This is a genomic window from Leifsonia poae (assembly GCF_050632865.1).
Taxonomy (GTDB): Bacteria; Actinomycetota; Actinomycetes; order Actinomycetales; family Microbacteriaceae; genus Leifsonia; species Leifsonia poae_B.
On the sequence record NZ_JBODSA010000003.1, the window covers coordinates 520,416 to 545,119 of the forward strand.

Sequence of the window (24,704 nt, forward strand, 5' to 3'; positions counted from 1 at the left end):
TCAGTCGGTCTGCGGGTCGTCGGCCGCCAGGGCGGCTGTGAGCCCCTTCCAGCGAACGCCTCGCACACGCTCAGCGGTGCGTCGCGCATCCGGGATGACGGAGGCGAGGCCCGTACCGGTCAGCCAGGACCCGGTGACCTCGAGACCCTCGACGCCGTCGACCTCGGAGCGGACGCGCTCGATGCGTTCCCGCTGCCCCACTGTCGCATACGGCAGGGCGTTCGTCCAGGGGGTGCGCGCGAATGCGGTCACGGAGGATTCCGCGATCGGAATATTGAGCAGGCGGGAGGCGTCAGCGATCGCCTGGGCACGGAGTTCGGCGTCGGCGAGCGCGACCGTCTCGGCCGGGCGGCCGGCGCGTCCATAGGAGAGGCGGACCACGTGGCGTCCCGGCCCGGCGGCCTCGGCGACCCACCCCCACTTGGCGCTGGAGTGGGTCATCGCCTTTGCGCGGACGTCGGCGCCGGGCACATCCGCCACGAGCACGCCGGTGCCGACCGGCGTGGACGCCAGGCGGTCGTCCTCGACGACCAGGGTGACCAGCTCGACACTGGAGGCGGCAGGCCAGGCCAGCTCGGAGAGGCCGGTGAGGCCGACGGAGGCGAGGAGAGGCAGGGCGGCGTCGGCGGGCGCGGCGAGCGCGAGCGCGTCGGCCACCCGTTCCTCACCGTCGGCGGTCCGGATGATCCAGCGACCGGGACGCTCCTCGTCCTCGTCGTCGCGGGGCGTCCACGGCTCGATCGTCACGACGCCCGCTGCGGTGCGGATGAGGCCGCCTCGCGCCTCGATATCGGCAGCGAGCGTCTGCGGCAGTCGCCACATCCCTCCGCGGATACCGCCGACCGCGCTGCCCGCCTTGGACGCCGCGCGCAGCTCCCCGACGGCGCCGGAGAGCGAGCCCAACCGGGTCAGCGCAGCGTTCAGGCCTGGCGCGACGACGTCCACATCCAGGTCGTCGGGCGATGCCGAGTAGACGCCGGTCGCGACCGGCGCGACCAGGAGTTCGAGCACCTTCTTGCCCATGCGCTTGCGCACGAGCGTGCCGAGCCGCCGCTCCGTCCCGATCTTGAGGACCGGCATCAGGCGGTCGAGGTAGGCGCGGAACGCGCCGCCCGCGCCGATGGCGGCCACCACATCCGAGGCCAGCGGCGAGCTCGGGATGCCGAGGAGCCCGGCCTTGGGCAGCGGCACGGACGTCGAGCCGTGGCGCACCCACGCGCCGGAGGGGTTGGGCTGCACCACGTCATCGTCGAGCCCGAGGTCGTGGAGCAGTTCGGCGACGTGTCCGCCACGGGTGGCGAAGCTCTCAGCGCCGGCATCCAGCGTCATCCCGCCGAGTTCGAGCGGTGCGACGCTGCCGCCCACCCGGTCGGCCGCCTCCAGCAGCGTCACCTCGAAACCGGGCCGGGCGCACTCGCGCGCCGCGACCAGGCCGGCCATACCGCCGCCGATCACGACCACGCGTGTCGGCGGCGCCTCGACGGCGTGCCGGATCTCCTCGCCGAGCTCGTCGTGCGTGAGCGGTTCGCCGGGGAGGATCGGCTCGTCGCTCATTCCGGGCGCCACCCGTGCACGAGCTCGACCACGCGGGTCAGCACTGTCGGGTCGGTCTCCGGCGGAACGCCATGGCCGAGGTTGAGCACATGGGCGGGGGCTTCGCGGCCGCGGTCGAGCACATCGAGGGCGTGGGCCTCGAGCACCGGCCACGGCGCGTCGAGCATCGCGGGGTCGACGTTGCCCTGCACTGGGACCACGTGACCGAGGCGGCGGCTGCCCTCGTCGAGCGGGATGCGGTAGTCGATGCCGACCGCGTCCGCGCCGACCTCGTGCATCGCCTTCAGGAGCTCGCCGGTGCCGACGCCGAAGTGGACGAGCGGCACGTTGCGGACCTCGGCGATCGGGTCCTCGGCGCCGTCGACCGCGGGGATCTCATACGTCACGTCGCGCACGTGCGACAGCGCGCGGGCCGAGGCCGGCGCGACATGCGCGACGTAGTCGTGCAGCGACAGGGAGCCGGCCCAGGAGTCGAACAACTGCGCCGCGCTGGCGCCCGCAAGCACCTGCGCACGGAGGAAGGCCCCGGAGATGTCGGCCGTCCAGGCCATGAGCCGCTGCCAGGCCTCAGGGTCGGCGTGCATGAGCGTGCGGGCGCGGATGTGGTCCTTGGACGGGCCGCCCTCGACGAGGTAGGCCGCGAGAGTGAACGGAGCGCCCGCGAAGCCGATCAGCGGGGTGTCGCCGAGCTCGGCGATGGTCAGCCGCACGGCCTCCTGGATGGGCGCGAAGACGTCGTCGCCCAGGGACGCCGGGTCGATCGCGGTCAGCCGGTCGACATCAGCCGAGGTGCGCACCGCCTCAGCGAAAACCGGCCCCTTGCCCGGCTGGATCTCGACGTCGACGCCCGCCAGCTTGAGCGGCACGACGATGTCGCTGAAGAAGATGCCCGCATCCACGCCGTGGCGGCGCACCGGCTGCAGGGTGATCTCGCTCGCCATGGCCGGGTCGAGGCAGGCGTCGAGCATGCGCGTGCCGACCCGGAGTTCGCGGTACTCCGGGAGCGACCGTCCCGCCTGGCGCATGAACCAGACCGGCGTCACCTCCGTGCGCTCGCCCTGATAGGCGCGGACGAGGGGGCTGGACGCGGTGCGGCCGGCGGAGAGGGGATGCTCGGGTGCGAGGGTGGTCACCCCACGATTCTGCCAGGGCCCTCCCTGACAGCCGGCTGGGGCCGATTCGAGGTTGCCGAAGCGCAAGCGTAGGCTTCGTCTGTGCTTCTGTGCTTCTCGTCGAGTCACCGCACGGCTGACTTCGACCTCCTGGAACGGCTCGAGCGTCACGCTCCGGCCATCACCGCCGCACTCTCGGAGCACAGCGACATCGTCTCGGGCTCGGTCGTCCTCGCGACCTGCAACCGTTTCGAGGCGTACCTCGACATCGACGAGCCCCTTCCCGCCGCCCGCGCCGTCTCCGCCGAGGCCGTGCTGGACGCGGTCAGCAGCGCCGCCGGAATCGACCCCGACCAGCTCCGCGCCGCCAGCGCCGTCTACAGCGAGCACGCCGTCGCCGAGCACCTGTTCGCCGTGACCAGCGGGCTCGAGTCGGTGGTCGTCGGAGAGGGCGAGATCGCCGGACAGGTGCGCCGGGCGCTCGAGACGGCCCGCACCTCCGGGTCGGTCACGAGCGAACTGGAGCGCCTGTTCCAGGTCGCCTCGCGCACGTCGCGCGGGGTCAAGAACCGCACCGGCATCATGACCGCCGGCCGCTCGATGGTCCGCCTCGCTCTCGACCTCGCCGAGAGCCGGGTCAGCGACTGGGGGCAGACGCGCGTGCTGCTCGTCGGCACCGGCAAGTACGCCGGCGCGAGCCTCGCGGCGCTGCGCGACAAGGGCGCGACGGATGTGCGGGTCTACTCCCCTCCGGACGCGCGCCGAAGTTCGCGGCGTCGCACGACATCCTCCCCGTGTCGGCCGACGGGCTCCTCGACGCGCTCGCCGAGAGCGACCTCGTCGTCACGTGCTCGGCGGTCACCGACTACGTGCTGACCAACGCCATCCTGGACGAAGCGCTGGCGCTCCCGGGCGCCGTCGAGCGCCGCCTGGTCGTCGACCTCGGCCTCCCGCGCAACGTCGACCCCGCCGTCGCCGAGCTCGCGGGCGTCGAGCTGCTGGATCTCGAGACCATCAGCCTCCACGCCCCGCTGAAGGAGCTGCACGCCGCCGACGACGCACGCAGCATCGTGGATGCGGCCGCCGCCGAATACAAGGCGCGGACCGCCGAGCAGGAGGTCACCCCGGCGCTCGTCGCTCTCCGCAAGCATGTCTTCGACGTGCTGGACGCCGAGATCGAGCGCGCCCGCAGCCGCGGTGACGCCAGCGAGCAGACCGAGGCGGCCCTCCGCCACCTCGCCGGGGTGCTGCTCCACACGCCATCCGTGCGCGCTCGCGAGCTGGCCCGCCAGGGCGACGCGCAGTCGTTCATCGAGGGCGCGGCCGCGCTGTTCGGCGTGGACGTCGACGCCGAGGCCGCCGCCCGACCCCGCCTGACCGCCGTCGACGACGAGTCTGCGGCATCCTGACCCGACCTGAAGGAGCGACCGTGAGCGACGAAGCCACCACGACCGCCGTCGAGCCGCACGGCGCGACCAACCTCCCGTACGCCGCCGAGGCGCTGCACACCGAGCGGCTGCTGCTGCGCCCGCTCAACACGGGAGATCTGGAGGACGCGCACGCCTACCAGAAGCTGAAGGACGTCGTCCGCTACCTCTACTGGGAGGTGCACGACCACGACGAGTCCGCGGAGCACCTGCGCAAGCGCATCGCGATGAACCGCCTCGCCGAGAACGGCGACGGCATCGTCTTCGCGGTCGAGCTGGCCGACCCGACGGGCGGCCCGGGCCGCGTCATCGGCGACATCAGCCTGTTCCTCAAGAACGCGAACTGGGGCAAGTTCGAGATGGGCTGGGTGTTCCACCCGGCCGCGCACGGCCACGGCTACGCGACCGAGGCGGCTCAGCGCGTCCTCGAGCTGTGCTTCGACGAGCTCGGTGCCCACCGAGTCTTCGCGCAGCTGGACGCCCGCAACGACGCCTCGGCCCGCCTCTGCGAGCAGATTGGGATGCGGCAGGAGGCGCTGCTGCGCGAGACCGAGATCTTCAAGGGCGAGTGGGCGGACACGGCGGTGTACGCGATCCTGGAGCAGGAGTTCCGCAGCGCACGCTGACCGCTCGCGACGGCGCGCGCCGCTTCCTCAGTAGGATGGACGGGTCCCACCTACCCGCATCGCACAGGGAGCACCATGGCCGCACCGTCGAGACTGGATTCCGTCATCACGCTGGCGCAGCACCGCGGATTCGTCTTCCCCTCCGGCGAGATCTACGGCGGAACGCGTTCGGCGTGGGATTACGGTCCCCTCGGCGTGGAGCTGAAGGAGAACATCAAGCGCGAGTGGTGGAACTCGTTCGTGCGCGGTCGCGGCGACATGGTGGGCCTGGACTCGGCGATCATCCTGCCGACCGCGGTGTGGCAGGCGTCCGGTCACGTGCAGGTCTTCAGCGACCCGCTGACCGAGTCGCTGATCACCCACAAGCGCTACCGCGCCGACCACCTGTTCGAAGCGTACGAGGCCGAGCACGGCCACCCGCCGGCGAATGGCCTCGACGACATCCCCGACCCGGACCACCCCGACAAGGTGGGCCAGTGGACGCCGATCCGCCAGTTCTCGGGCCTCATGAAGACCTACCTCGGCGTCGTCGACGACGAGTCGGGCCTGCACTACATGCGCCCGGAGACCGCGCAGGGCATCTTCACCGACTTCGCCTCGGTGCTGCAGACCTCACGCAAGAAGCCGCCGTTCGGCATCGGCCAGATCGGCAAGGCGTTCCGCAACGAGATCACGCCGGGCAACTTCATCTTCCGCACGCGTGAGTTCGAGCAGATGGAGATCGAGTACTTCGTCGAGCCGGGTACCGACGAGCAGTGGTTCGACACCTGGATCGACCTCGCCTGGGAGTGGTTCACCGACCTCGGCATCAAGCCGGAGCACATCCGCCGGTTCGAGCACCCCAAGGACTCGCTGGCCCACTACTCGAAGCGCACGATCGACATCGAGTACAAGTTCGACTTCGTCGGCAGCGAGTGGGGCGAGCTCATGGGCGTCGCGAACCGCACCGACTTCGACCTGAAGACGCACATCGAGCACTCGAGCAAAGACCTCAGCTACTTCGACCAGAACAAGAACGAGCGCTACGTGCCGTACGTGATCGAGCCGTCCTTCGGTCTGACGCGTGCGCTCATGGCGTTCCTGGTCGACGCGTACGACGAGGAGCAGGTGCCCAACGCCAAGGGCGGAACCGACAAGCGCACGGTGCTGCACCTCGACCCGCGCCTGGCGCCGGTCAAGGTCGCGGTGCTGCCGCTGTCGCGCAACGAGGCCCTGTCGCCGCTGGCCCGCGGGCTGGCCGACCGGCTCCGCAAGCGCCGCAACGTCGACTTCGACGACTCGGGCGCGATCGGCCGCCGCTACCGCCGGCAGGACGAGATCGGCACGCCGCTCGCGGTCACGGTCGACTTCGACTCGCTCGAGGACGACGCGGTGACCGTGCGGGATCGCGACTCGATGCAGCAGGAGCGCATCCCGCTGGAGGGCCTGGACCGTTACCTGGCGGAGCGGCTTAAGGAGATCTGAGCCGCGACGCCCCCGGGGAGGTCGATCACGTGGATCCGCTCAGCATCCGCATCGTCGACGGCCCCGTGCTCCCGGTGTGCCTCGCCCTGAGCGCGGCCTTCGTGCTCTACCTGCTCATCCGCCCGGTCACCGTGCGGTGGGCGCTGACCGCGCTGCTCGGCATCCTGGGCGGCGCCGTGGTCGCGGTCGGTGTCTACGCACTGCTGAACGCCGTCGATGCGTTCGGCAGCCCGTTGCCCCACGAGGTCGCGTTCTGGGCGATGGGCACGTTCGCCGCGATCGGACTCGCCGTTGTGAACCTGTGGCGGTCGCGCTGGTGGCGGAAGCTGATCGCGTCCGTCGGCATCCTGCTGTTCGCGATCACGGGCGGGCTCGGGATCAACGCGTACTACGGGCTCGACCCGACGCTGAGCTCGCTGTTCGGCATCACGGACGCCGGGCACATCCACGTCGGCCCGCACACCAGCACGGCCGACCCGACCCGGCCTCTCTACGAGACGTGGAAGCCGCCGACCGACCTTCCCGCCAAGGGACAACAGGGCAGCGAGGTCATCCCGTCCGCCGGGTTCGCTGCGCGGCCTGCGGGCATCTACCTGCCGCCGGCCGCTCTGGTGAAGGACCCTCCCCCGCTGCCGGTGGTCCTGTTCATGATGGGCTACCCCGGCAACCCCGATCCCAGCTACATCGGCGGCGTGCTCGACACCTACGCCGCGCAGCACGAGGGCCTGGCGCCGATCGCCGTCGTCGCGGATCAGATCGGTACGCAGGGCGATCCGGCCTGCGCCGACTCCACCACCTTCGGCACCGCCGAGACCTACATCGTGGATGAGGTGCCCGCCTGGATCCGCGGCCACCTGGGCGTGCTTCAGGATCCGAAGTACTGGACCATCGGCGGTTACTCCAACGGCGGCGCCTGCGCGTTCAAGTACGCGGCGCAGTATCCCGACCGGTTCGGCAATCTGCTCGTGGTGTCCGGCGACGAGTACCCGGGTGTGGAGATCCAGCAGCAGACGATCGACCAGGTGTTCGGCGGGAACGCCTCCGCGTTCGACGCCGCCAAACCGACGTCGATCCTCGCGGCGAACCCCGGCAGGTATTCCGCGATGACGGCGGTCTTCACGGTCGGCGGCGACGATCCGACCTTCCTTCCGGGCGTGCAGCGGATGTCGCAGGCGGCCCGGGCGGCGGGGATGCAGACCACCTACTACGTCGTCCCGGGCGCGGGCCATGTGGTCGACGCGCTGGAGGGCGGGCTCACCAAGGACTTCTCGATCCTCTACCCTGTGCTGGGACTGAGCCCACCGTGACGGAGGCCCGCATGAGCACCGCAGACACCGCGAACGCGGCGGCCGCGTCGTCCTCGTCGACGCCGCCGGCGCAGAAGGGCGACCGCGGCGACGGCTTCGGACGTGCGGTGCTGCGCTACGCGCGGATCGCGCCGGCGAGCATCGCGCTGGCCGTCATCGTGCTGGTCAGCTCCGTCATCACCGGGACGCTGTGGAGCGCGGCGACCACCGGCGGCGACTCGTTGGTGTGGGCGGCGGGCGTCACCACGACGGTCCGCGCCGGCTTCTGGTGGACACCGGTCACGGCGCTGTTCGTGCCGGAGGACCCCATCCAGCTCGTCATCGCGATCGTCTTGGCGCTCACGGTCATGGCGGCGGCGGAGCGGCTGCTCGGCACACCGCGGACGATCCTGGCCTTCTTCGTCACCGGCGTCCTCGCGGTGCTCGGTGGCGTTCTGCTGCAGTGGGGCGCGGCGAGCGCCGGGGAGATCTGGGCGACGGTCACCGAGTTCGACTTCACCCTGGATCCGACGGTCGGCATCGTCGGCACGCTCATCACGGCGAGCGCCTTCGCCAGCTCGCTGTGGCGGCGGCGGATCCGGCTGCTCACCTTCGCGGTGGTGCTCGCCTTCGTGCTCTACAACGGCGATCAGAACAATGTCTACCGACTGATCGCGGCCCTCCTCGGCCTGCTGCTCGGCGTGGTCCTGCGGCGCGGTCCGCTCCGTCGCCTCCACCGCAGTTCGCACGGGGAAACGCGCAACCTGGTCGCGGCGATCATCGCCATCACCGCGTTCGGGCCGCTGCTCGCGCTGCTGCCGCCCGGCGGCTTCGGGCCGCTCTCGTTCGTCGCGTCGCTGTTCGAGCAGCCGGCCGTGGATGTCGCCGACGTGCTCAGCCGCTGCGACGTGTCGTACTCGAGCAACTGCCGCAGCGAGCTGTTGATGGTCTCGGTGCAGGGTCCCGGGCCGCTGCTGCTGTCCGTGCTCCCGCTCGTCCTGCTCCTGCTCACCGCGATCGGTCTGCGGCGCGGTCGCCGGTTCGCGCTGCTGCTCGGCATCGTCGTCAACGCGGCGATGCTGGTGCTGCCGTTCACCGTGCTGGGCGGTGACATCCAGCTGCAGGTGGACAGCATCGCGGCGCTCGGGCCGGCGATCGAGATCCTGCTGTGGCTGCTCGCGGCGTTGCTGGTGCCGATCACGTCCATCGCGCTGCTGATCGCGACGCGGCGGCAGTTCCAGCTGCGGTCACCGCGGGAGGCGGTCGCCCGGTTCACGATCGTGGTGGTCTGCTCCTTCGCCCTGCTCGCGCTCGTCTACCTCGTGGCGGGTCTGTGGTCGTTGACCGAGTTCGTGCCGGACGCGACGGTCGCCGACGTCTTCGCCTCCACGCTCCGCCGTTTCGTCCCCGCCGGATTCCTGTCCGCCTTGGGAACGCCGATCATCCCGACGGTGCCGATCGTCATTTTGATCTACCAATGGGTCGGGCCGGTGTTCTGGACCGTCTTCGTCTTCGCCACCCTGCAGCTCTACCGTTCCTCGTTCACCGGGCGGACGCTCGCCGACGAGGAGCACTTTCGCTCGCTGCTGCGCGAGGGCGGCGGCGGGACGCTGGGCTTCATGGGGACCTGGCCCGGCAACGTCTACTGGTTCAGCGCCGACGGGGAGTCGGCCATCGCGTACCGGGTGATCGGCGGCATCGCGATCACCCTCTCCGACCCGGTGTGCCGCCCGGATCGGGCCGAGCGCACCATCGCCGAGTTCGTCCAGTTCTGCGACGTGAACAGCTGGACGCCGGTGTTCTACAGCATCCACGAGCAGTACCTCCCGGTGTTCGACGCGCTCGGCTGGCCGTCGATGTCCGTCGGCGAGGAGACGCTGATGCATCCGCAGACCTTCGACCTGGTCGGGAAGCCCTGGCAGAAGGTCCGGCAGGCCCACAACCGCGGCGTCAAGGCGCAGATCTCGACGCTCTGGACGAGCTGGGACGACCTGTCGCCGCTGATCCAGACACAGATCACGGCCGTCAGCGAGCAGTGGGTGTCGGAGAAGGAGTTCCCCGAGATGGGCTTCACGCTGGGCGGGATCGCCGAGCTGAAGGATCCGGACGTGCGGCTCTACCTGGCGTTCGACCCCGGCGGCGGCCTGCAGGCGGTCACCAGCTGGCTGCCGAGCTGGCGTGACGGGCGCGTCATCGGCTGGACCATCGACTTCATGCGGCGGCCGGACGGCTCGATGCCCGGGATCATGGAGTTCGTCATCGCCTCCGCGGCGCAGCGGATGCGCGAGGACGGCGTCGAGGTGCTGAGCCTGTCCGGTGCGCCGCTCGCGACCAAGCCGTTGTCCGACGGCGACCCGGAGGAGCGGACCGCGATGGACCACCTGCTCGCGTTCCTCGCCCGGACTCTGGAGCCGGCCTACGGATTCGCGTCCCTGTTCTCGTTCAAGAGCAAGTTCAACCCGACCTACGAGACGATCTACATGGCGTATCCCGACTCGCTGGCGCTGCCGGCGATCGGCAACGCGATCGGCAAGGCGTACCTGCCGGACGCCAATGCGCGGGAGTACGTGGCTCTGGCCCGGACGCTGGTGCGCTGAGCTAGGCGGTGTCGCGGCGGATGCGCCGCGAGATGAGCAGCCAGGCCAGGCCGCTGCCGACGACGAACAGCAGCTCGAAGCCGAGCAGCGCGAGGCCCGCGAGCGCCGGGTTCCACGGAAGGGTCTGGGCGAGCCAGGTCGCGCCGTTGAACAGTCCGTGCGCCGCCGCGACACCGAGATACGCGAGCACGACGCCGAGCGTCAGCCGGAACCGTCCGTTGCGCGCCGCCGCGAAGACCGCGGCACCGAGCAGCGCGGAGAAGACGGGATGCAGGAACGGCCCGGTCAGCTCCCGGCCGATCGTCGTGCCGACGAAGAGCCCGAAGCCGCTGCCGTTCTCCTGCCCGCGGGCGAACGCCTCCTGCAGGTAGCCAAGGTTCTCGATCACGCTGAACCCGAGGCCGACCGCCCCACCCACGAAGAGGCCGATGCGCGCGTTCTTCACCGGGAGCTTCAGCGCCAGCAGCACCACGGCCGCGATCTTGACCAGCTCCTCGACCACGCCCGCCGTCACCAGCGCGACGCCGCTCGGGTGCGCGGCCGTCCCTCCTGCCGCCACGTCGATCAGGCTGTTCACGGGACCGGCGACCAGCGTCGCCGCCAGGCCGCCGACCCCGGCGATGATCACCAGCCGGGACGCGGTCAGTCCGTCCTCGGGCCGCAGCCGGTAGCACATCATGTACAGGATGACGGCCGCCACGGTCGCTGCGCCGGTCACCAGCAGGTAGGGCGAGAGCACGACCGGGCCGTCGTCGGCCGCGTGCGGCGCGATGGCGGACAGCAACAGGCTGAAACCGATCAGCCAGAGCCAGATGAAGACGCTCGCGCCGGCGATGATCCAGCCGCCGAAGCGCCCGATCCACTTGTGCGGCGGGCGCGGGCGGCGCACGGGTTGCACCGGCTGCATCGGCGCCACCGCGGCGAGCGGGTACGTGTAGGCGGTCCATCCCGCACCGCTCCACCACCGGAGGAACCGCGCGTCCTGCGGGTCGGCGTACCAGCCCGCGGGCGGGAGCGCGCCGTGCTGCTCGGCGGGCTGGTGGTGCGAGGGGGCCATGGTCACGGCGCCAGCCTACGGAGTGGAGCTGTGCTCTCTCTCGACCCCGTCCGGGCCACACGGCGAGCCTGACCGCACGTGGAACCGCGCGCTGGGACACTGGAGTCTGAGAGCACCAGAAGGACCAGCATGCGTTTCACCACTCCAGGCCGCAAGGCCGCCGTGATCGCGGTGCTCGTCGCCGTGAACCTGCTGCTCGCCCTCCTCGTCGACGCCCTGCACTCGCAGGCCGGGTCGATCGTCCTGACCGTCCTCCAGCTGGCCGCTTGGTACCTCGTGAGCCGGATGTTCCGCGGCCCCGGCGAGTCGGTGCGTGCGGCGCGACCGTGGTGGCGGATGACGAACCGGCCACTGCTGAGCGGCGTGCTCGCTGTCGTCTACGGCGTGCTCGCGCTGGTCAACGTCGGGTTCTCGTTCGCCGGCTACGGCAGCCTGTCGGGCACCGTCTCCATTCTCGCCGAGCTCGTGCTCGCCGGCCTGTTCACGGTCTCCTTCCGACGCCTCTCGTCGCTGGCCCGCGCTGCGGCCTGACCCGTAGGCTGGGCGCATGACGCTCGACTCCGGTATCCGCACCGACGAACTCGACCCCGCCGTCCGCCCGCAGGACGACCTCTTCCGTCACGTGAACGGCAAGTGGCTCGACCGCACCGAGATCCCGGCCGACAAGGCGCGCTGGGGTTCGTTCATGGTGCTGGCGGAGGAGTCGGAGAAGGCGGTCCACGAGATCGTCGAGCAGGCGCAGAACGCCGACGAGGGCACGGAGGAGCGGAAGTTCGGCGACCTCTACACAAGCTTCATGGACGAGGAGCGGATCGACGCCCTCGGGGTGGAGGCGATCCGCGACGAGCTGACCTTCGCCGACGGCGTGGACAGCATCCCGAGCCTGCTCTCGACCATCGGCAAGCTCGAGCGCCGCGGCCTCGGCGGGTTCTATCAGCTGTTCGTCGACAACGACCCGGGCGACCCGGAGCGCTACCTCGTCTTCCTGGAGCAGTCCGGCATCTCGCTGCCCGACGAGTCGTACTTCCGCGAGGAGCGGTTCGCGCCGGTGCGCGAGGCGTTCGTCGCACACATCCAGCGGATGTTCGAGCTCGCCGGCATCGACGACGCGCCGACCCGTGCTCAGCGCGTCTTCGACCTCGAGACGGCCATCGCGGCGCAGCACTGGGACAACGTCGCCTCCCGCGACTCCGAGAAGACCTACAACCTTTACAGCTGGGCGGACGCGAAGGCCGTCTTCGACGGCGGCGCGACCGGCCAGGCGGCGGACCTTGACGTCTGGGCCGACGCCCTCGGCGCCCCCAGGGCGCGCTGGCCGAGGTCGTGCTGCGGCAGCCGTCGTTCACCGCCGGCCTCGCGGGTCTGCTCACCGAGGACCGCCTGGACGCCTGGCGCGACTGGCTGACCTGGCAGGTCATCCACGGCGCGGCGCCCTACCTCTCGGGCGACTTCGTGGAGGCGAACTTCGACTTCTACGGCCGCACCCTGACCGGAACCCCGCAGATGCGAGCCCGCTGGAAGCGCGGCGTCTCGCTCGTCGAGGGCGCGATGGGCGAGGCCGTCGGTCGCATCTACGTCGAGCAGCACTTCCCGCCCGCGGCGAAGGAGCAGATGGACGCGCTGGTCGCGAACCTCATCGAGGCCTACCGCCAGAGCATCCAGCACCTCGAGTGGATGGGCGAGGAGACGCGGAAGCGCGCGCTGGACAAGCTCGAGAAGTTCACGCCGAAGATCGGCTACCCGGTGAAGTGGCGCGACTACTCCAGCCTCGTCGTCGATCCGACGAACCTCGTCGGCAACGTCCGCGCGGCGGCGCTGTTCGAGTTCAACCGCGAGCTGGGCAAGATCGGCAAGCCGATCGACCGCGACGAGTGGTTCATGACCCCGCAGACCATCAACGCGTACTACAACCCCGGCTTCAACGAGATCGTCTTCCCGGCGGCGATCCTGCAGTTCCCGTTCTTCGATCCGGAGCGGGACGCGGCGGCCAACTACGGCGCCATCGGCGCGGTCATCGGGCACGAGATCGGCCACGGCTTCGACGACCAGGGCTCCAAGTTCGACGGCGACGGCCGCCTCGAGGACTGGTGGACGGAGGCGGACCGCGCGGCGTTCGAGAAGCGCACCGCGAGCCTGATCGAGCAGTACAACGCGCTCGCTCCCGCCCAGGTGCCCGAGCACCACGTCAACGGCGCGCTCACCATCGGCGAGAACATCGGCGACCTGGGCGGCCTCGGCATCGCCTGGAAGGCCTACCTGCTGTCGCTGAACGGCCAGGAGCCTCCCGTGGTCGACGGCCTGACCGGCGCCGAGCGGTTCTTCCTCTCGTGGGCGCAGGCCTGGCAGCAGAAGGGACGCGACGAGGAGGTCATCCGCCTGCTCGCGATCGACCCCCACTCGCCGAACGAGTTCCGCTGCAACCAGATCGTGCGCAACATCGACGCCTTCTACGAGACGTTCGATGTCGCCGAGGGCGACCGCCTGTGGCTCGCCCCGGCGGAGCGCGTCACCATCTGGTGACCTCCGCGCGCTCCTCCCGACCTCGCTGCGCGTGTCCCCCGAGCACGGGGTAACATCGTCCCTGTCGTCTTCGCACACACCCTCGCGAAGACGGCCGGCGGGGCCGGGAGGGGCGCCGCGGCGACGGCACAACCGACCGGAAGAAAGACCCCGCACCACCGTGACGATCCAGGCTCAAGAGTCCGCCCGCCGGGCACGCCAGGCGTCCACGCGCCGCGGGCGGCATCGGGCGCCTGGGTCGACGGAGACCTTCAGCCGCGGCTTCGACGCGCTGGGCCGACTGGCCGTCGCAGGCGTGCAGGTCTCGGCCCGGGCGACCGACCTGTCGACCGGCACCGTGCTCTTCTCCGTCGACGACCACGTCGTGATGCCGACGGCGAGCATCGGCAAGGTGCTGCTCCTGGTCGAGGTCGCCGCACGGCTGCAGTCCGGCGAGTTGAGCCCGCTGGCCCACCTGGACCGCGATCCGCGCGACATCGCCGGCGAGTCGGGCATCTGGCAGCACCTCCATGTGCCGTCCCTGCCTGTCGCCGACCTGGCGGCCCTCGTCGGGGCGACCAGCGACAACCTCGCCACCAACGTCCTGCTGCGCCGCGTCGGTCTGGAGGCTGTGAGCGCCCGGACGGAGTCGCTTGGCCTCACCCGCACCGCACTCCTCGACCTCGTGCGCGACCACCGCGGTCCGGACGACGCGCCACAGCTCTCTGTCGGCAGCGCCAACGAGCTCACCTGGCTGTTCTCCGCGCTCGCCCGCGGCGAGATCGTCAATCCGGCGACGAGCCAGCGGGTCATCTCCTGGCTGTCGCTCAACAGCGACTTCTCGCTGGTCTCCAGCGCGTTCGGGCTCGACCCGCACTCGCACCGGCACCCGGAGCACGGCATCCTGCTCGTCAATAAGACCGGCACCGACGACGGCGTGCGCAGCGAGGTCGGCGTGCTGCGGGGTCCGCGCGCAGGGGTCACATACGCGGTGTCGACCTACTTCGACGACACCAGCCTGCCTGAGCGCCTTGCCGTGATCGAGGGGATGCGAGCCGTCGGGCTCGATCTTCTCGAGTACGTCTTCTGAGGGCGCTCAGTCCTGCCGGGCGCTGCGGACCTGCTCCCACTCCGCGATGAGCTTGGGGAGACGTCCCTGCACGAAGCGGTAGAAGCCCGCCATGTCGCGCAGGCGCTCGGTCGCGGGCGACTCCGGGTCGCCCACCGCGGCGAGCCCCGCCTCCGCCTGGTCGGCGAGGGCGCCGTAGATCGGGCTGTTGCGCGCCATGAGCGCGTACCAGTCGCTCGGGATCTCGTACCGGTCCCTGCGGCTGCCGTTCTGCGCCAGCCGCCGGATGATGCCCAGCGTCTGCAGATAACGGACGGCGCCGGAGATGGCGGCGGCGCTGACGTCGAGACGTTCTGCCAGCTCGGCGGCCGTGAGCCCAGGCGACTCCGTGACGGTGAGCGCCATGAGCACGCGCGCCGGCATCCTCGGGAACCCGGCCGCGGTCAGGACGGCGGCGGAGTGCTCCATCACCTCGGCGAGCGCCGCCTCGTCTCTGGCCATGGGCACCGTCCCGTCTCTATCCGATGGCGAAGTCGCGTCGGCGGATCAGCGCCGCAGCTGCCGCGAGGGCGGCGATCGTGATGCCGAGCATCCAGTATCCCCCGGTCCAGTCGACGTCGCCGACCACGACCGGGGCGTCGGCGAACGGCGAGAGGTGGCGGATGCCGTCGGGAAGCTTGACGAGCACGCCGAAGATGCCGACGAACGCGCCGAGGCCCAGGGCGGTCCACCCGACCGGGACGGTCCAGCTCGGCAGCACGACGAAGAGCAGCGTCAGCACCCCGAGGTAGACGACCGCGACCGGGAACTGCGCGGCGGCTGCGGCGAACGACGCGCCCATCGTGGATGCATGCTCACCCGCCGCCAGTGCAGACAGGCCCGACGCGAGCGCCGCCGCCAGAAGCACGGCGACGACGGCTACGACGCCGACCACCACGAACGCGAACAGCCAGCGGAGTCGGGATACCGGCGTGGCGACGACCGTCTCGGCGGTACCCGACGCCTCCTCCTGACGCAGCCGGATCACCGCCTGCACCGCGCAGGCCGCCGCCAGGACACCGACGACGGAGAAGATCGCGGAGATGAAGAGCTGCGCGAGTGGACCGCTGCCGCCCGAGCCCATGTGGGACAGGGCGTCCCGGATGCCCGACAGGTCGGGGTTGTTGGCGAAAGAGCTGTTCACGACGTTCCCCAGGGCGCCCGCGAGGACGCCCGTCAAGGCTCCGCCGATCGTCCAGCCGAGGATGACCGGCCATTGCAGGCGCCAGGCCAGGCCGCCCATGCCCGAGAGAAGCGGGGATGCTGTGGCGCGGGCGGCCCTTTCCGGCACGACGCCCGCGCCGGTGTCGCGCACCGCCTGCAGCCCGAAGACGGCGACGACGAGCGCCGCCGCGAGGGCGAGCTGGAGCAGGACCGGGACCAGGTCGTCAGCGGTGTACGCCGCCGTCTGCTCGCCCCAGCCGATCGGGCTGAGCCAGGTGGGCCATCCCGATCGCAGCCGCAGGCCATCGCCGTACGGCGTCCCGATCGCGTCGCCGACGCCCCGCAGGAGGTAGGCCAGCACGACCACCGCTGACGCGTAGCCGTTCGCCGCACGAGACGTGCTGAAGATCTGCGCCAGCAGCAGGCCGACGCCGAAGAAGGCGAGCCCCGCGCCACCGGTGGCGGCCCCCGCGACGAACGACCCCGCTGCCGGAAGGCCGGCCGCGATGAACCCGAGCGCGACGACAAGGGTCAGCAGGATGTTCGTCACGACAGCGAGCACGACCGTCGCGCCGGTGGGGAGACGTCGCCCTGCCGGTGTGGAGGCGATCAGCTCGGCCCGCCCCGACTCCTCTTCGGCGCGCGAGTGCCGCACCGCGAGGAAGGTATTCATCAGCCCGGCGACCAGCGCCAGGAATGTGTAGATCTCGAAAAAGGTGAGCGCACCGAGCCCCGCGCCCCGCGGGAGCCCGCGCAGCAGGAGGATGGCGGGATTCGCCAGCGCCAACCGGATGAGTTCGGCCCTGCCGGCCGCATCGGCGTACGTCTGCTGGATGCTCGCCGCCGAGAACGCCGCGAGGACGCCGATGACGACGAGCCAGACCAGCAGCTGCCAACGATCGCGCCGGACGCGCTGCCTCAGCAGTGCGACCATGACCGCGAGGGAACTCGGTTGCGATGCCTCGGCGCCGGTGTGCGCGGACCGGACAGGAGCGGTCGCGGTGCTCATCGCCGTGCCTCGACGGACTCCGGCGCGGCCTCGGTGAGGTCGTCGCCGTAGTGCCGCAGGAACAGCTCCTCGAGTGATGGGGGCGCGACGGTCAGGCCGCGGACATCGAGGCGGGCGAGTTCTGCGAGAACCGGCGCGAGGGCGTCGCTGTCCGCGGTGAAGCGGACGCGCCCGTCCCGCACAGCGAGGTCGTGGGCGCTCGGGAGCTGCGCCAGCGCCTCCTGCGGCACGCCGTCGGCGCGGAAGGACACCTCGGTGCGGGTCAGGTGTCGGAGTTCGTCGAGCGTCCCGCTCTCGACCGTACGGCCTGCCCGGATGATGGTGACCCGGTCGCACAGCTGCTCGACCTCGGACAGGATGTGGCTGGAGAGCAGCACGGTCGCCCCCTCCGAAGCGATCCGCCGGATCTCACTGTTGAAGACGGCTTCCATCAGCGGATCGAGCCCGCTCGTCGGCTCGTCGAGGATGTAGAGGTCGGCAGGAGTGGCGAAGGCGGCGACGAGCGCGACCTTCTGCCGGTTGCCCTTGGAGTAGGCGCGGCCCTTCTTGGTCGGATCGAGCTGGAACACGTCCAGGAGCCGCTTGCGCCGTGCCGCGTACGCCGCCTTGTCGGTGGTGCCGCCGCGAAGGCGTGCGAGAAGGTCGATGGCCTCCCCGCCGGACAGGTTGGGCCACAGGCTGACATCGCCCGGCACATAGGCGATGCGCCGGTGCAGGTCGACCGCATCCTTCCACGGGTCGCGGCCGAACAGCGCCGCGCGGCCGCCGTTCGGTCGCGCGAGACCGAGCAGCACCCGGATCGTCGTGGACTTCCCGGCGCCGTTCGGGCCGAGGAAGCCGTGGACGGTCCCCTGCGTCACACTCAGGTCGAGACCATCGAGGGCGCGCACGCGTCCGAATCGTTTTTCAAGTCCGGAGACGTCGATCACCGCATCCATGGGCGTGATCATACGCTCGTTTCAGTAATTCGTGAAAGTTGTGATTTCAGCGAATCAGGCTTGTGAGCAGTCGATCGTCTCAATGCCCGCGTAGTCGTAGTCGGACGCGGAGTCGGGGATCGTGATGGTGACCGGAACGCCGGCCTCGAGGTCGACGACGGTGCTCCACTGGTCCAGGTCGTCGCCGTCCGGGCTGTCGGAGAAACCTGCGGTGATCTGCGCGCCGGTGCAGGACTGGCCGGCGGTGAGCTCGAAGGTCCAGCCGTCGACGTTATGGACGTGCACGCCGTCGACGTCGTAGTCCTCGGCAGACGCAGCGTCGCCGCCCTGAGACGGATCGTCGGAGGGATCGTCGAACGGCGCCGCGGTGGAGCCGAGGCCGGGATCTGCAAGCCGCGCCGACTGGTGCGCGACCGCGAAGATGGCGACGAAGACCACGATGAGGATGACGAGGGCCGCCGCGATGCTGCCCAGCGTGATGCCGACGATGGCGCCGGTGGAGAGGCCGCGGCGGGCGGGCGGCGGTGCGGGGTACCAGGGGGCGGCGGGGTACGGCGGCTGCGGAGGGACGGTGGGCCCGTCGGCCGCATACGGCGACTGCGGTGCCGCGGTCGGGCCGCCGGGCGCATAGGGCGGCGGCGCCGCGGTCGGCCCACCGGTGGCAGAGGGCGGCGGCGCAGCGGTCGGCCCACCGGTGGCAGAGGGCGGCTGCGGCGCAGCGGCCGGGCCACCGGCTGCGTAAGGCGCCTGAGGAGCAGCGGTCGGGCCGCCGACCCCATATGGCGGCTGCGGAGCAGCGCTGTCGGGCGGCGGCGCATATCCCGAGTGCTGCGGCGACGCGTCCACCGGCGCCGTCGGCGCGTGTGCCGCACCCGGCGCCTGCCACGCGGACGCCGCGAGCAGCGCATCCCGCGCCGCCGTCACCGCGTCACGCCGTTGGACGTCGTCCCCCACTTCGGCGATCTTCGCCTCGTACGCTCGCTGAACCTCGTCCACCGTCGCCGTCGGTGCCACCCCCAGCACATCGGCCGCCTCGTTCGGACTCACCGCTCCCCCTTCGCCCTCGACGCGTCTGGGTCGATCGTAGTTCGCCGCGGGCTGCGGGGCGTGTGTCAGACCAGGATGCCGCTCAGGCCTCGCACCGACCCGTCCCGGTCGCGACGCCCACGGCGCTCGGCGGTGGCGATCTCGCCGAGTTCGCGCACCGCCCGGTGGTAGTAGCCCGCCGCGACGCCGGCGCGGTACAGCCCCGGGCGCAGGTCGGCCTCGTTGCGCAGGCGGATCTCGGCCTGCGCCGCCTCGATCGGAGAGATGATCTTCACACCCGCGCGGTACCGGATGAGCCGGTGCACCCACTGGTCGAGCAGGTCCGGCAGACCCCCAGGCACCCGGTCGTGCTCGGCCGCGAGCGAGCTGCGCACGCGCCCCGAGGCCTGTGCGTCCGATCCGGCGGCCACCGCCTCGCGCTCAGCGCGGCGCCGGTCCGCCGCCATGACCGACAGCAGGTCGTCGTGCCGGTTCGCCTGCCGCGACAGCACCTCGAGCTCGTCGAGCGCCGCCGCGAATTCCTCCTCGTACCCGACGTACGACTCGGGATGCGCCGCCCGGTCGCCGGCCAGATCGGCGCGCGCGGTGGTCGCCTGCGCCTTCGTGAGCACCGTTCGCCCGTTGCGCACCCGCTCAAGCCGCCAGGTCCAGGTGGCGAGGGGTTCCGGCATCAGGTGGCTCATGCGTCCACCGTACGGTCGACCACCGACATCGGTGGCAGCGGCGCCGCGCGTCGGTGGGCGGGGCTAGCGTGGATGGTCGTGAGCACCATCCTGCGCCGTCCCGTCGATCGCGAGATCCTACGGCTCGCCGTCCCGGCCCTCGGCGCGCTGGTCGCCGAGCCGGTGTTCCTGCTGGCCGACTCCGCCATGGTCGGGCACCTGGGCGTGGATCCCCTGGCGGGGCTCGGGATCGCCAGCGCGGTGCTGCAGACGATCGTCGGGCTGATGGTCTTCCTCGCGTACAGCACCACCCCGGCGGTCGCGCGGCGGCTCGGTGCGGGCGACCTTCGTGGCGCGGTCGCCGCGGGGGTGGACGGTTGCTGGCTCGCGCTCGCGCTCGGCGTCGTGCTCGCCGCGGCGGGATGGGCGGCGTCGCCGTTCCTCGTGAGCCTGTTCGGCGCCTCGCCCGGCGTGACGGACCAGGCGGAGCAGTACCTCACGCTGTCGATGCTCGGGCTTCCTGCAATGCTGATCGTCTACGCGGCGACCGGCCTGCTCCGCGGCCTGCAGGACACCCGCACGCCGCTGGCGGTCGCGGTTGCGGGCTTCGCGGCGAACATCCTCCTCAACTTCGTGTTCATCTACGTCGCCGGGCTCGGGATCGCGGGCTCGGCCCTCGGAACCGTCGCGGCGCAGTGGGGCATGGTCGCCGTCTACGCCGTGATCGTCGCCCGGCATGCGCGCCGCGTGGGCGCGCCCCTCCTCCCCCACCATGCCGGGATCGGGCGGACGGCCCGGGCGGGCGGCTGGCTGTTCCTGCGCACCGCCAGCCTCCGCGCTGCGATGCTGCTCGCGGTATTCGCGGCGACGCAGCTCGGGCCGGACGAGCTCGCCGCGTTCCAGGTCACCATGACGGTCTTCGCGACGCTCGCCTTCGCGCTCGACGCCCTGGCGATCGCCGCGCAGGCGCTGATCGGGAAGGGGCTGGGCGAGGGCGACCTGGAGAGCGTTCGCGCGGTGCTGCGCCGATGCATCCAGTGGGGCATCGGTGCGGGTGCCGTGCTCGGGGTCGTGACGATCGCGCTGAGCCCGTTCGCCGCGGCGCTGTTCACGAGCGAGGCGTCCGTGGCCGCACTGCTGCCGCTCTCGCTCGCGATCGTCGGCCTCGGTGCGCCGCTCGGCGGCTACGTGTTCGTGCTCGACGGCGTGCTGATCGGCGCGGGCGACGCGCGCTACCTGGCGCTGACCGGGCTGATCAACGTCGCGGTGTTCGTGCCGCTCGCGGTCGCGGCAGCCGCGTGGGGCGCGCACGACGCTCTCGGGCTGGCTGCCCTGACGGCTGCGTTCGCGCTGGGCTACCTGGGGGCGCGCGCCGTGACTCTGGGCCTGCGTGCCCGTGGGCGGGTGTGGATGCGCGCAGGCGCCACGATCTGACGCCCGCGCGCAGCCGGCGTCAGGCGGCCAGCCACTGCCGCGCGGCCACCACCAGCGCCCGAACGCCGGTGTCGATCGTCGGCTGCGGCAGCGGCGCGAAGAAGGGCGAGTGGTTGGTCGGGATATCGGTCTCCACCGTCCCCGCGGCCATCGCGGCGAACACCGTCTCCGGGTCCGCGCCGCCGAGCATCCAGTAGACCAGCGGTGCGCCCGCGGCGGTGGCGAGATTTCCGACATCCTCGCTGCCGGAGAGCGCGCCCGGCGCCAGCACCTTGTCCTCGCCGAACTCGGCGGCGAAGGCGGCGTTGACGCGAGCCGTCGCGTCCGGCTCGTTCACGGTCACCGGGTAGCGCTCGCCCCATTCCATGTCGGGCGCCTTGGGCGCTCCAGACGCCTCGGACTCCGCTCGGATGATGCGGTGCACGCCGTCGAGCACGCGCTGCCGCACGTCCTCGTTGAAGCTGCGCACGCTGATCCCGAGTGTGGCCTCGGCGGCGATGATGTTGTTCTTCGTGCCCGCGTGCAGGCTGCCCACGGTGACGACGGCGGTGTCCTGCGGCGCGATGTCGCGCGAGACGACGGTCTGCAGTCGCATCACGGTCGCCGCTGCCATCACGACCGGGTCGATGGTGGTCTCCGGGCGAGAGCCGTGGCCGCCGCGTCCGTGCAGCGTCACTTCCATGGTGTCCACCGCGGCCATCGCAGCGCCGGGGTGGGCTCCGACCATGCCTGCAGGCGCCGGCAGCACGTGCTGGCCGAGCACCACATCCGGGACCGGGATCTTCTCGTACAGGCCGTCCTCGACCATCACCTGCGCGCCGCCGCCGTGCTCCTCGGCGGGCTGGAACAGGGCGACCAGCGTGCCGGACCACTCCGAACGCGAGTCGTTCAGCGACTCGACCGCACCGAGCAGGCAGGTGATGTGGATGTCGTGGCCGCACGCGTGCATCAGCGGCACCGTGTTGCCCGCCGCGTCCGTCACCGTCTCGGTCGACGCCCACGGCAGTCCGGTCTGCTCACGGACCGGGAGCGCATCCATGTCGGCCCGCAGCAGCACCGTCGGGCCCTCGCCGTTCCGGAGCACGCCGACGACACCGGTCGTGGCGATGCCGGTGTGGACCTCGAGTCCGAGCTCCGTCAGGTGGTCGGCGACGATACCCGCGGTGCGGTGCTCGGTGAAGGCGAGTTCGGGGTGGGCGTGCAGGTCGCGGTACAGCGCTTCGAGATCCATACCGCCAGCCTACGACCGGGCCGCTAGCCCTTCCGCGGAGCCGCCGTGGTGTTGCCGTGGTGGAACACGCTGGTGAAGGTGGAGGGCTGCGGCTCGCCGCCCTCGAGCATGTCGACCACGGCCCGACCGGCGGCGCGGCCCTTGTCGACGGCCGGCTGCACGAGGGTGGTGAGGTCGTACGGCCAGAGCCCGTCGACGCGGACGCCGTCGAAGCCGACCACGCTCACGTCTCCCGGGACCGTCAGCCCGAGCTCTTCGGCGGCGCGGATGACGCCCGCGGCCAGCAGGTCGCTCTGCGCGATGATCGCGGTCGGGCGCCGGGCCGGGTCGGCCAGCAGCGCGCGGCCTGCGGCGCGGCCCTCCTCGACGAAGGACCCGCGGGTCACCCAGCCACCCGCGTCCGGGAAGACGTCGCGTGCACCCATCAGGCGCTCGATCGCGGTGGTGGAACTGGCCGCGGTCATCCGCTCGACCGTCAACGCACCGCGGGCCCGGTCGCGGGTGAGCGACAGGGTGACCACGGCGACATCGCGGTGACCGAGGTCGTACAGGTGCTGCGCGGCGATGCGGGTCGCCTCGCGGTTGTCCTGGCCGATGGTCGGCACGCCGTCGGCCGGATCGCCCTCGATCGCGACGAGCGGGATGCCGCGCTGGCGGAGCGTGGCGACCGACTCGTCCAGCCGCGGGCTGCAACCGATGAGCACCACCGCATCCATCGGCGCGTCCTCGATGCGCTGGGCTGCGTCCCCGGCGTCGGTGAGGATGAGGAGGCCCGCATCGATCGCGCCGATCTCCTCCGTGATGCCGTCGAGGAGGGCGATCTTGATCGGGTCGCGGAACGCGTCGCGGACGCGCTCCTCCATGACCACGCCGACGATGCCGGAGCGACCGCGGCGGAGGGAGCGGGCCCGTGGATCGGGCCCTGCGTAGTTGAGGCGTTTCGCGGCCTCGAGCACGCGCTCGCGTGTGGCGTCGGAGACCGGACCGGTTCCGGAGAAGGCGAGCGACGCCGTGGAGTTGGACACGCCGGCTAGGCGGGCGACGGCGGCCAGCGTCGGCCGGACGCCCGCAGGGGCTGTGCTGGGTTCGTTCACGTGTGGTAGCTTAGTCGAATCGTTTCGATCGAAACGATTCGAGCCGACGAAACCCCCAGGAATCGCACCGATGTCACAGCCGACCTCCACCCCGACGCGCACCCGCCGAGAGCTGAGCGCCTGGCGGAACGCGATCTTCGTGATCTTCATCCTGAGCGGCCTCGCGATGGCCACCTGGGTGGCGCGCATCCCGGGCGTCCGCGATGACCTCGGGCTCGGCAAGGACCCGTCCGCAGTCGGTCTGCTCATCCTCGGGATGTCGATCGGCGCGATCGCGGGGCTCTCGGTCTCCTCGCCCGTGCTCGTACGGTTCGGACCGCACCGTGGCATGGTCGGCGGACTCGTCATCGTCGCGATCGGGACGCTCGCCATCGGGTTCGGCTCGACGACGTTCCACAGCGTCCCGCTCGTCGCAATCGGCCTCGTCCTGCTCGGCTTCGGCAACGGCATGGTCGACGTCATGATGAATGTGGAGGCGACGGCGGTCGAGCGGGAGATCGGCAAGACGCTGCTCCCCCTGATGCACGCGTGCTTCAGCCTCGGCACCGTACTGGGCGCGGCCATCGGCGCACTGGCGGCCTGGCTGGCGGTGCCGGTCGCGTGGCACCTGCTCGGGATCGCGGTGGCGATCGTCGTGGTCGCTCTCATCGCCATCCGCTACATCCCGCGGGAGGCGGAGCTCGGCGACGAGGCGGCGGCCCCGACTGAGCGCATCCCCTTCGGCGAGCGCATGCGCACGTCGCTGGCGGTGTGGGCGGACTGGCGTCTCATCCTGATCGGCGTCGTGATGCTCGGGATGGCGTTCGGCGAGGGCTCTGCGAACGACTGGATCTCGCTAGCGGTGGTCGACGGTCACGGCCAGTCGAATTCGATCGGAGCGGTGGTTTTCGGCTTCTTCGTGGCGGCGATGACCGTCGGACGAGTGGTCGGCGGCCCGATCGTGGACCGCATCGGCCGCGTGGCCGCCATCCGCATCACGGCCGGGATGGGCGCGGTGGGACTGGTGCTGTTCATCGTCGGCGGCCCGATGTGGGTCGTTGTTATCGGAACCGTGCTGTGGGGCTTCGGCGTCTCGCTGGGCTTCCCGCTCGGGATGTCGGCAGCGGCGGATGGCGCGGCGAACCCCGCCGCGCGTGTATCCGCGGTCGCGATCATCGGGTACTGCGCGTTCCTCGCGGGGCCGCCGCTGATCGGCTTCCTGGGGCAGCACTTCGGGCTGTTGAACGCGCTGTTCCTGGTGCTCGCGCTGCTGGTGGCCGCGTTCTTGGCGGCGCCGGCCGTCCGTCCGGTGGCCGCTCCCGCCCCGGCCCGCGAGCCCGCCTCCGACCCCGCCTAGCGGCCCGCCGAAGTGCAGCTAACTGCGGCCGACACGCCGCGGAGCTGCGCAAGAAGCTG

Annotated in this window: 18 protein-coding genes and 2 pseudogenes; 10 read left to right on the forward strand and 10 right to left on the reverse strand. The window is 71.3% G+C overall.

What is annotated here, in order from left to right; all coding sequences use genetic code 11:
• Together hemG and hemE are read right to left on the reverse strand one after the other, a co-directional pair.
• Positions 1–1,554: a protoporphyrinogen oxidase gene (gene hemG / locus ACRAWB_RS12660; protein ID WP_431353648.1), complete on the reverse strand. Its 1,554-nt coding sequence runs from the start codon at positions 1,552–1,554 to the stop codon at positions 1–3.
• Positions 1,551–2,687, reverse strand: coding sequence for a uroporphyrinogen decarboxylase (gene hemE, locus ACRAWB_RS12665; RefSeq protein WP_431353649.1), 1,137 nt, complete (start codon positions 2,685–2,687; stop codon positions 1,551–1,553). The genes hemG and hemE overlap by 4 nt, the downstream gene beginning before the upstream one ends.
• An 81-nt stretch (positions 2,688–2,768) precedes the next feature.
• Between hemE and ACRAWB_RS12670 the strand changes: the two are divergent.
• From ACRAWB_RS12670 to ACRAWB_RS12690, 5 genes and pseudogenes are all read left to right on the forward strand, one after another.
• Positions 2,769–4,075: pseudogene (locus ACRAWB_RS12670) on the forward strand (glutamyl-tRNA reductase).
• 20 nt (positions 4,076–4,095) lie between these two features.
• Positions 4,096–4,719, forward strand: a complete 624-nt coding sequence (locus ACRAWB_RS12675; protein ID WP_431353650.1) for a GNAT family N-acetyltransferase — start codon at positions 4,096–4,098, stop codon at positions 4,717–4,719.
• A gap of 75 nt (positions 4,720–4,794) precedes the next feature.
• The gene (locus ACRAWB_RS12680; RefSeq protein WP_431353651.1) at positions 4,795–6,183 is read left to right on the forward strand and encodes a glycine--tRNA ligase; all 1,389 of its coding nucleotides are present in this window, start codon (positions 4,795–4,797) and stop codon (positions 6,181–6,183) included.
• Between the two features lie 29 nt (positions 6,184–6,212).
• Complete coding sequence (locus tag ACRAWB_RS12685; protein WP_431353652.1) at positions 6,213–7,490, forward strand: alpha/beta hydrolase; 1,278 nt, start codon at positions 6,213–6,215, stop codon at positions 7,488–7,490.
• 11 nt (positions 7,491–7,501) lie between these two features.
• Entirely contained in the window at positions 7,502–10,066 is a 2,565-nt protein-coding gene (locus tag ACRAWB_RS12690) for a bifunctional lysylphosphatidylglycerol flippase/synthetase MprF (protein ID WP_431353653.1), read from the forward strand.
• A gap of 1 nt (position 10,067) precedes the next feature.
• Here the strand turns inward: ACRAWB_RS12690 and ACRAWB_RS12695 are convergent, their stop codons facing one another.
• Positions 10,068–11,123, reverse strand: coding sequence for a PrsW family glutamic-type intramembrane protease (locus ACRAWB_RS12695; protein WP_431354515.1), 1,056 nt, complete (start codon positions 11,121–11,123; stop codon positions 10,068–10,070).
• Between the two features lie 129 nt (positions 11,124–11,252).
• Here ACRAWB_RS12695 and ACRAWB_RS12700 point away from each other — a divergent pair, with 129 nt between their 5' ends.
• From ACRAWB_RS12700 to ACRAWB_RS12710, 3 genes and pseudogenes are all read left to right on the forward strand, one after another.
• Positions 11,253–11,654: a hypothetical protein gene (locus ACRAWB_RS12700; protein ID WP_431353654.1), complete on the forward strand. Its 402-nt coding sequence runs from the start codon at positions 11,253–11,255 to the stop codon at positions 11,652–11,654.
• A gap of 16 nt (positions 11,655–11,670) precedes the next feature.
• A pseudogene (locus tag ACRAWB_RS12705) lies at positions 11,671–13,643 on the forward strand (M13 family metallopeptidase).
• Positions 13,644–13,803: 160 nt separating this feature from the next.
• A complete protein-coding gene (locus ACRAWB_RS12710) occupies positions 13,804–14,712 on the forward strand; it encodes a serine hydrolase (RefSeq protein ID WP_431353655.1) in 909 nt (302 codons plus the stop codon).
• A 6-nt stretch (positions 14,713–14,718) separates the two neighbouring features.
• Here the strand turns inward: ACRAWB_RS12710 and ACRAWB_RS12715 are convergent, their stop codons facing one another.
• From ACRAWB_RS12715 to ACRAWB_RS12735, 5 genes are all read right to left on the reverse strand, one after another.
• Positions 14,719–15,192 (reverse strand): GbsR/MarR family transcriptional regulator, encoded by a 474-nt coding sequence (locus tag ACRAWB_RS12715; protein WP_431354516.1) that lies wholly within the window; start codon positions 15,190–15,192, stop codon positions 14,719–14,721.
• A gap of 16 nt (positions 15,193–15,208) precedes the next feature.
• Positions 15,209–16,903 (reverse strand): ABC transporter permease, encoded by a 1,695-nt coding sequence (locus ACRAWB_RS12720; RefSeq protein ID WP_431353656.1) that lies wholly within the window; start codon positions 16,901–16,903, stop codon positions 15,209–15,211.
• Positions 16,900–17,841, reverse strand: a complete 942-nt coding sequence (locus tag ACRAWB_RS12725; RefSeq protein ID WP_431353657.1) for an ABC transporter ATP-binding protein — start codon at positions 17,839–17,841, stop codon at positions 16,900–16,902. Before ACRAWB_RS12725 ends, ACRAWB_RS12720 begins: the two co-directional genes overlap by 4 nt.
• A gap of 54 nt (positions 17,842–17,895) precedes the next feature.
• Positions 17,896–18,888: a hypothetical protein gene (locus ACRAWB_RS12730; RefSeq protein WP_431353658.1), complete on the reverse strand. Its 993-nt coding sequence runs from the start codon at positions 18,886–18,888 to the stop codon at positions 17,896–17,898.
• Between the two features lie 65 nt (positions 18,889–18,953).
• A complete protein-coding gene (locus ACRAWB_RS12735; protein WP_431353659.1) occupies positions 18,954–19,571 on the reverse strand; it encodes a hypothetical protein in 618 nt (205 codons plus the stop codon).
• A gap of 72 nt (positions 19,572–19,643) precedes the next feature.
• Between ACRAWB_RS12735 and ACRAWB_RS12740 the strand changes: the two genes are divergently transcribed.
• On the forward strand, positions 19,644–20,984 hold the full coding sequence (locus ACRAWB_RS12740) for an MATE family efflux transporter (RefSeq protein WP_431353660.1): 1,341 nt from the start codon (positions 19,644–19,646) through the stop codon (positions 20,982–20,984).
• Between the two features lie 19 nt (positions 20,985–21,003).
• Here ACRAWB_RS12740 and ACRAWB_RS12745 read toward each other — a convergent pair whose 3' ends face one another.
• Together ACRAWB_RS12745 and ACRAWB_RS12750 are read right to left on the reverse strand one after the other, a co-directional pair.
• Positions 21,004–22,215 (reverse strand): amidohydrolase, encoded by a 1,212-nt coding sequence (locus tag ACRAWB_RS12745; RefSeq protein ID WP_431353661.1) that lies wholly within the window; start codon positions 22,213–22,215, stop codon positions 21,004–21,006.
• A gap of 23 nt (positions 22,216–22,238) precedes the next feature.
• The gene (locus ACRAWB_RS12750; protein ID WP_431353662.1) at positions 22,239–23,309 is read right to left on the reverse strand and encodes a LacI family DNA-binding transcriptional regulator; all 1,071 of its coding nucleotides are present in this window, start codon (positions 23,307–23,309) and stop codon (positions 22,239–22,241) included.
• A 70-nt stretch (positions 23,310–23,379) separates the two neighbouring features.
• Here ACRAWB_RS12750 and ACRAWB_RS12755 point away from each other — a divergent pair, with 70 nt between their 5' ends.
• Positions 23,380–24,645: an MFS transporter gene (locus tag ACRAWB_RS12755; protein WP_431353663.1), complete on the forward strand. Its 1,266-nt coding sequence runs from the start codon at positions 23,380–23,382 to the stop codon at positions 24,643–24,645.
• The last annotated feature ends 59 nt before the right edge of the window (positions 24,646–24,704 follow it).

What these genes read in the sequence shown, in the direction of transcription:
- ACRAWB_RS12725 (WP_431353657.1), bottom strand. Translation starts at nt 17,841, where the DNA reads ATGGATGCGGTGATCGACGTCTCCGGACTTGAAAAACGATTCGGACGC.
- ACRAWB_RS12720 (WP_431353656.1), bottom strand. Translation starts at nt 16,903, where the DNA reads ATGAGCACCGCGACCGCTCCTGTCCGGTCCGCGCACACCGGCGCCGAG.
- ACRAWB_RS12680 (WP_431353651.1), top strand. Translation starts at nt 4,795, where the DNA reads ATGGCCGCACCGTCGAGACTGGATTCCGTCATCACGCTGGCGCAGCAC.
- ACRAWB_RS12745 (WP_431353661.1), bottom strand. Translation starts at nt 22,215, where the DNA reads ATGGATCTCGAAGCGCTGTACCGCGACCTGCACGCCCACCCCGAACTC.
- ACRAWB_RS12740 (WP_431353660.1), top strand. Translation starts at nt 19,644, where the DNA reads ATGGTCGTGAGCACCATCCTGCGCCGTCCCGTCGATCGCGAGATCCTA.
- ACRAWB_RS12690 (WP_431353653.1), top strand. Translation starts at nt 7,502, where the DNA reads ATGAGCACCGCAGACACCGCGAACGCGGCGGCCGCGTCGTCCTCGTCG.
- ACRAWB_RS12735 (WP_431353659.1), bottom strand. Translation starts at nt 19,571, where the DNA reads ATGAGCCACCTGATGCCGGAACCCCTCGCCACCTGGACCTGGCGGCTT.
- ACRAWB_RS12695 (WP_431354515.1), bottom strand. Translation starts at nt 11,123, where the DNA reads ATGGCCCCCTCGCACCACCAGCCCGCCGAGCAGCACGGCGCGCTCCCG.
- ACRAWB_RS12755 (WP_431353663.1), top strand. Translation starts at nt 23,380, where the DNA reads ATGTCACAGCCGACCTCCACCCCGACGCGCACCCGCCGAGAGCTGAGC.
- hemG (WP_431353648.1), bottom strand. Translation starts at nt 1,554, where the DNA reads ATGAGCGACGAGCCGATCCTCCCCGGCGAACCGCTCACGCACGACGAG.
- ACRAWB_RS12700 (WP_431353654.1), top strand. Translation starts at nt 11,253, where the DNA reads ATGCGTTTCACCACTCCAGGCCGCAAGGCCGCCGTGATCGCGGTGCTC.
- ACRAWB_RS12715 (WP_431354516.1), bottom strand. Translation starts at nt 15,192, where the DNA reads ATGGCCAGAGACGAGGCGGCGCTCGCCGAGGTGATGGAGCACTCCGCC.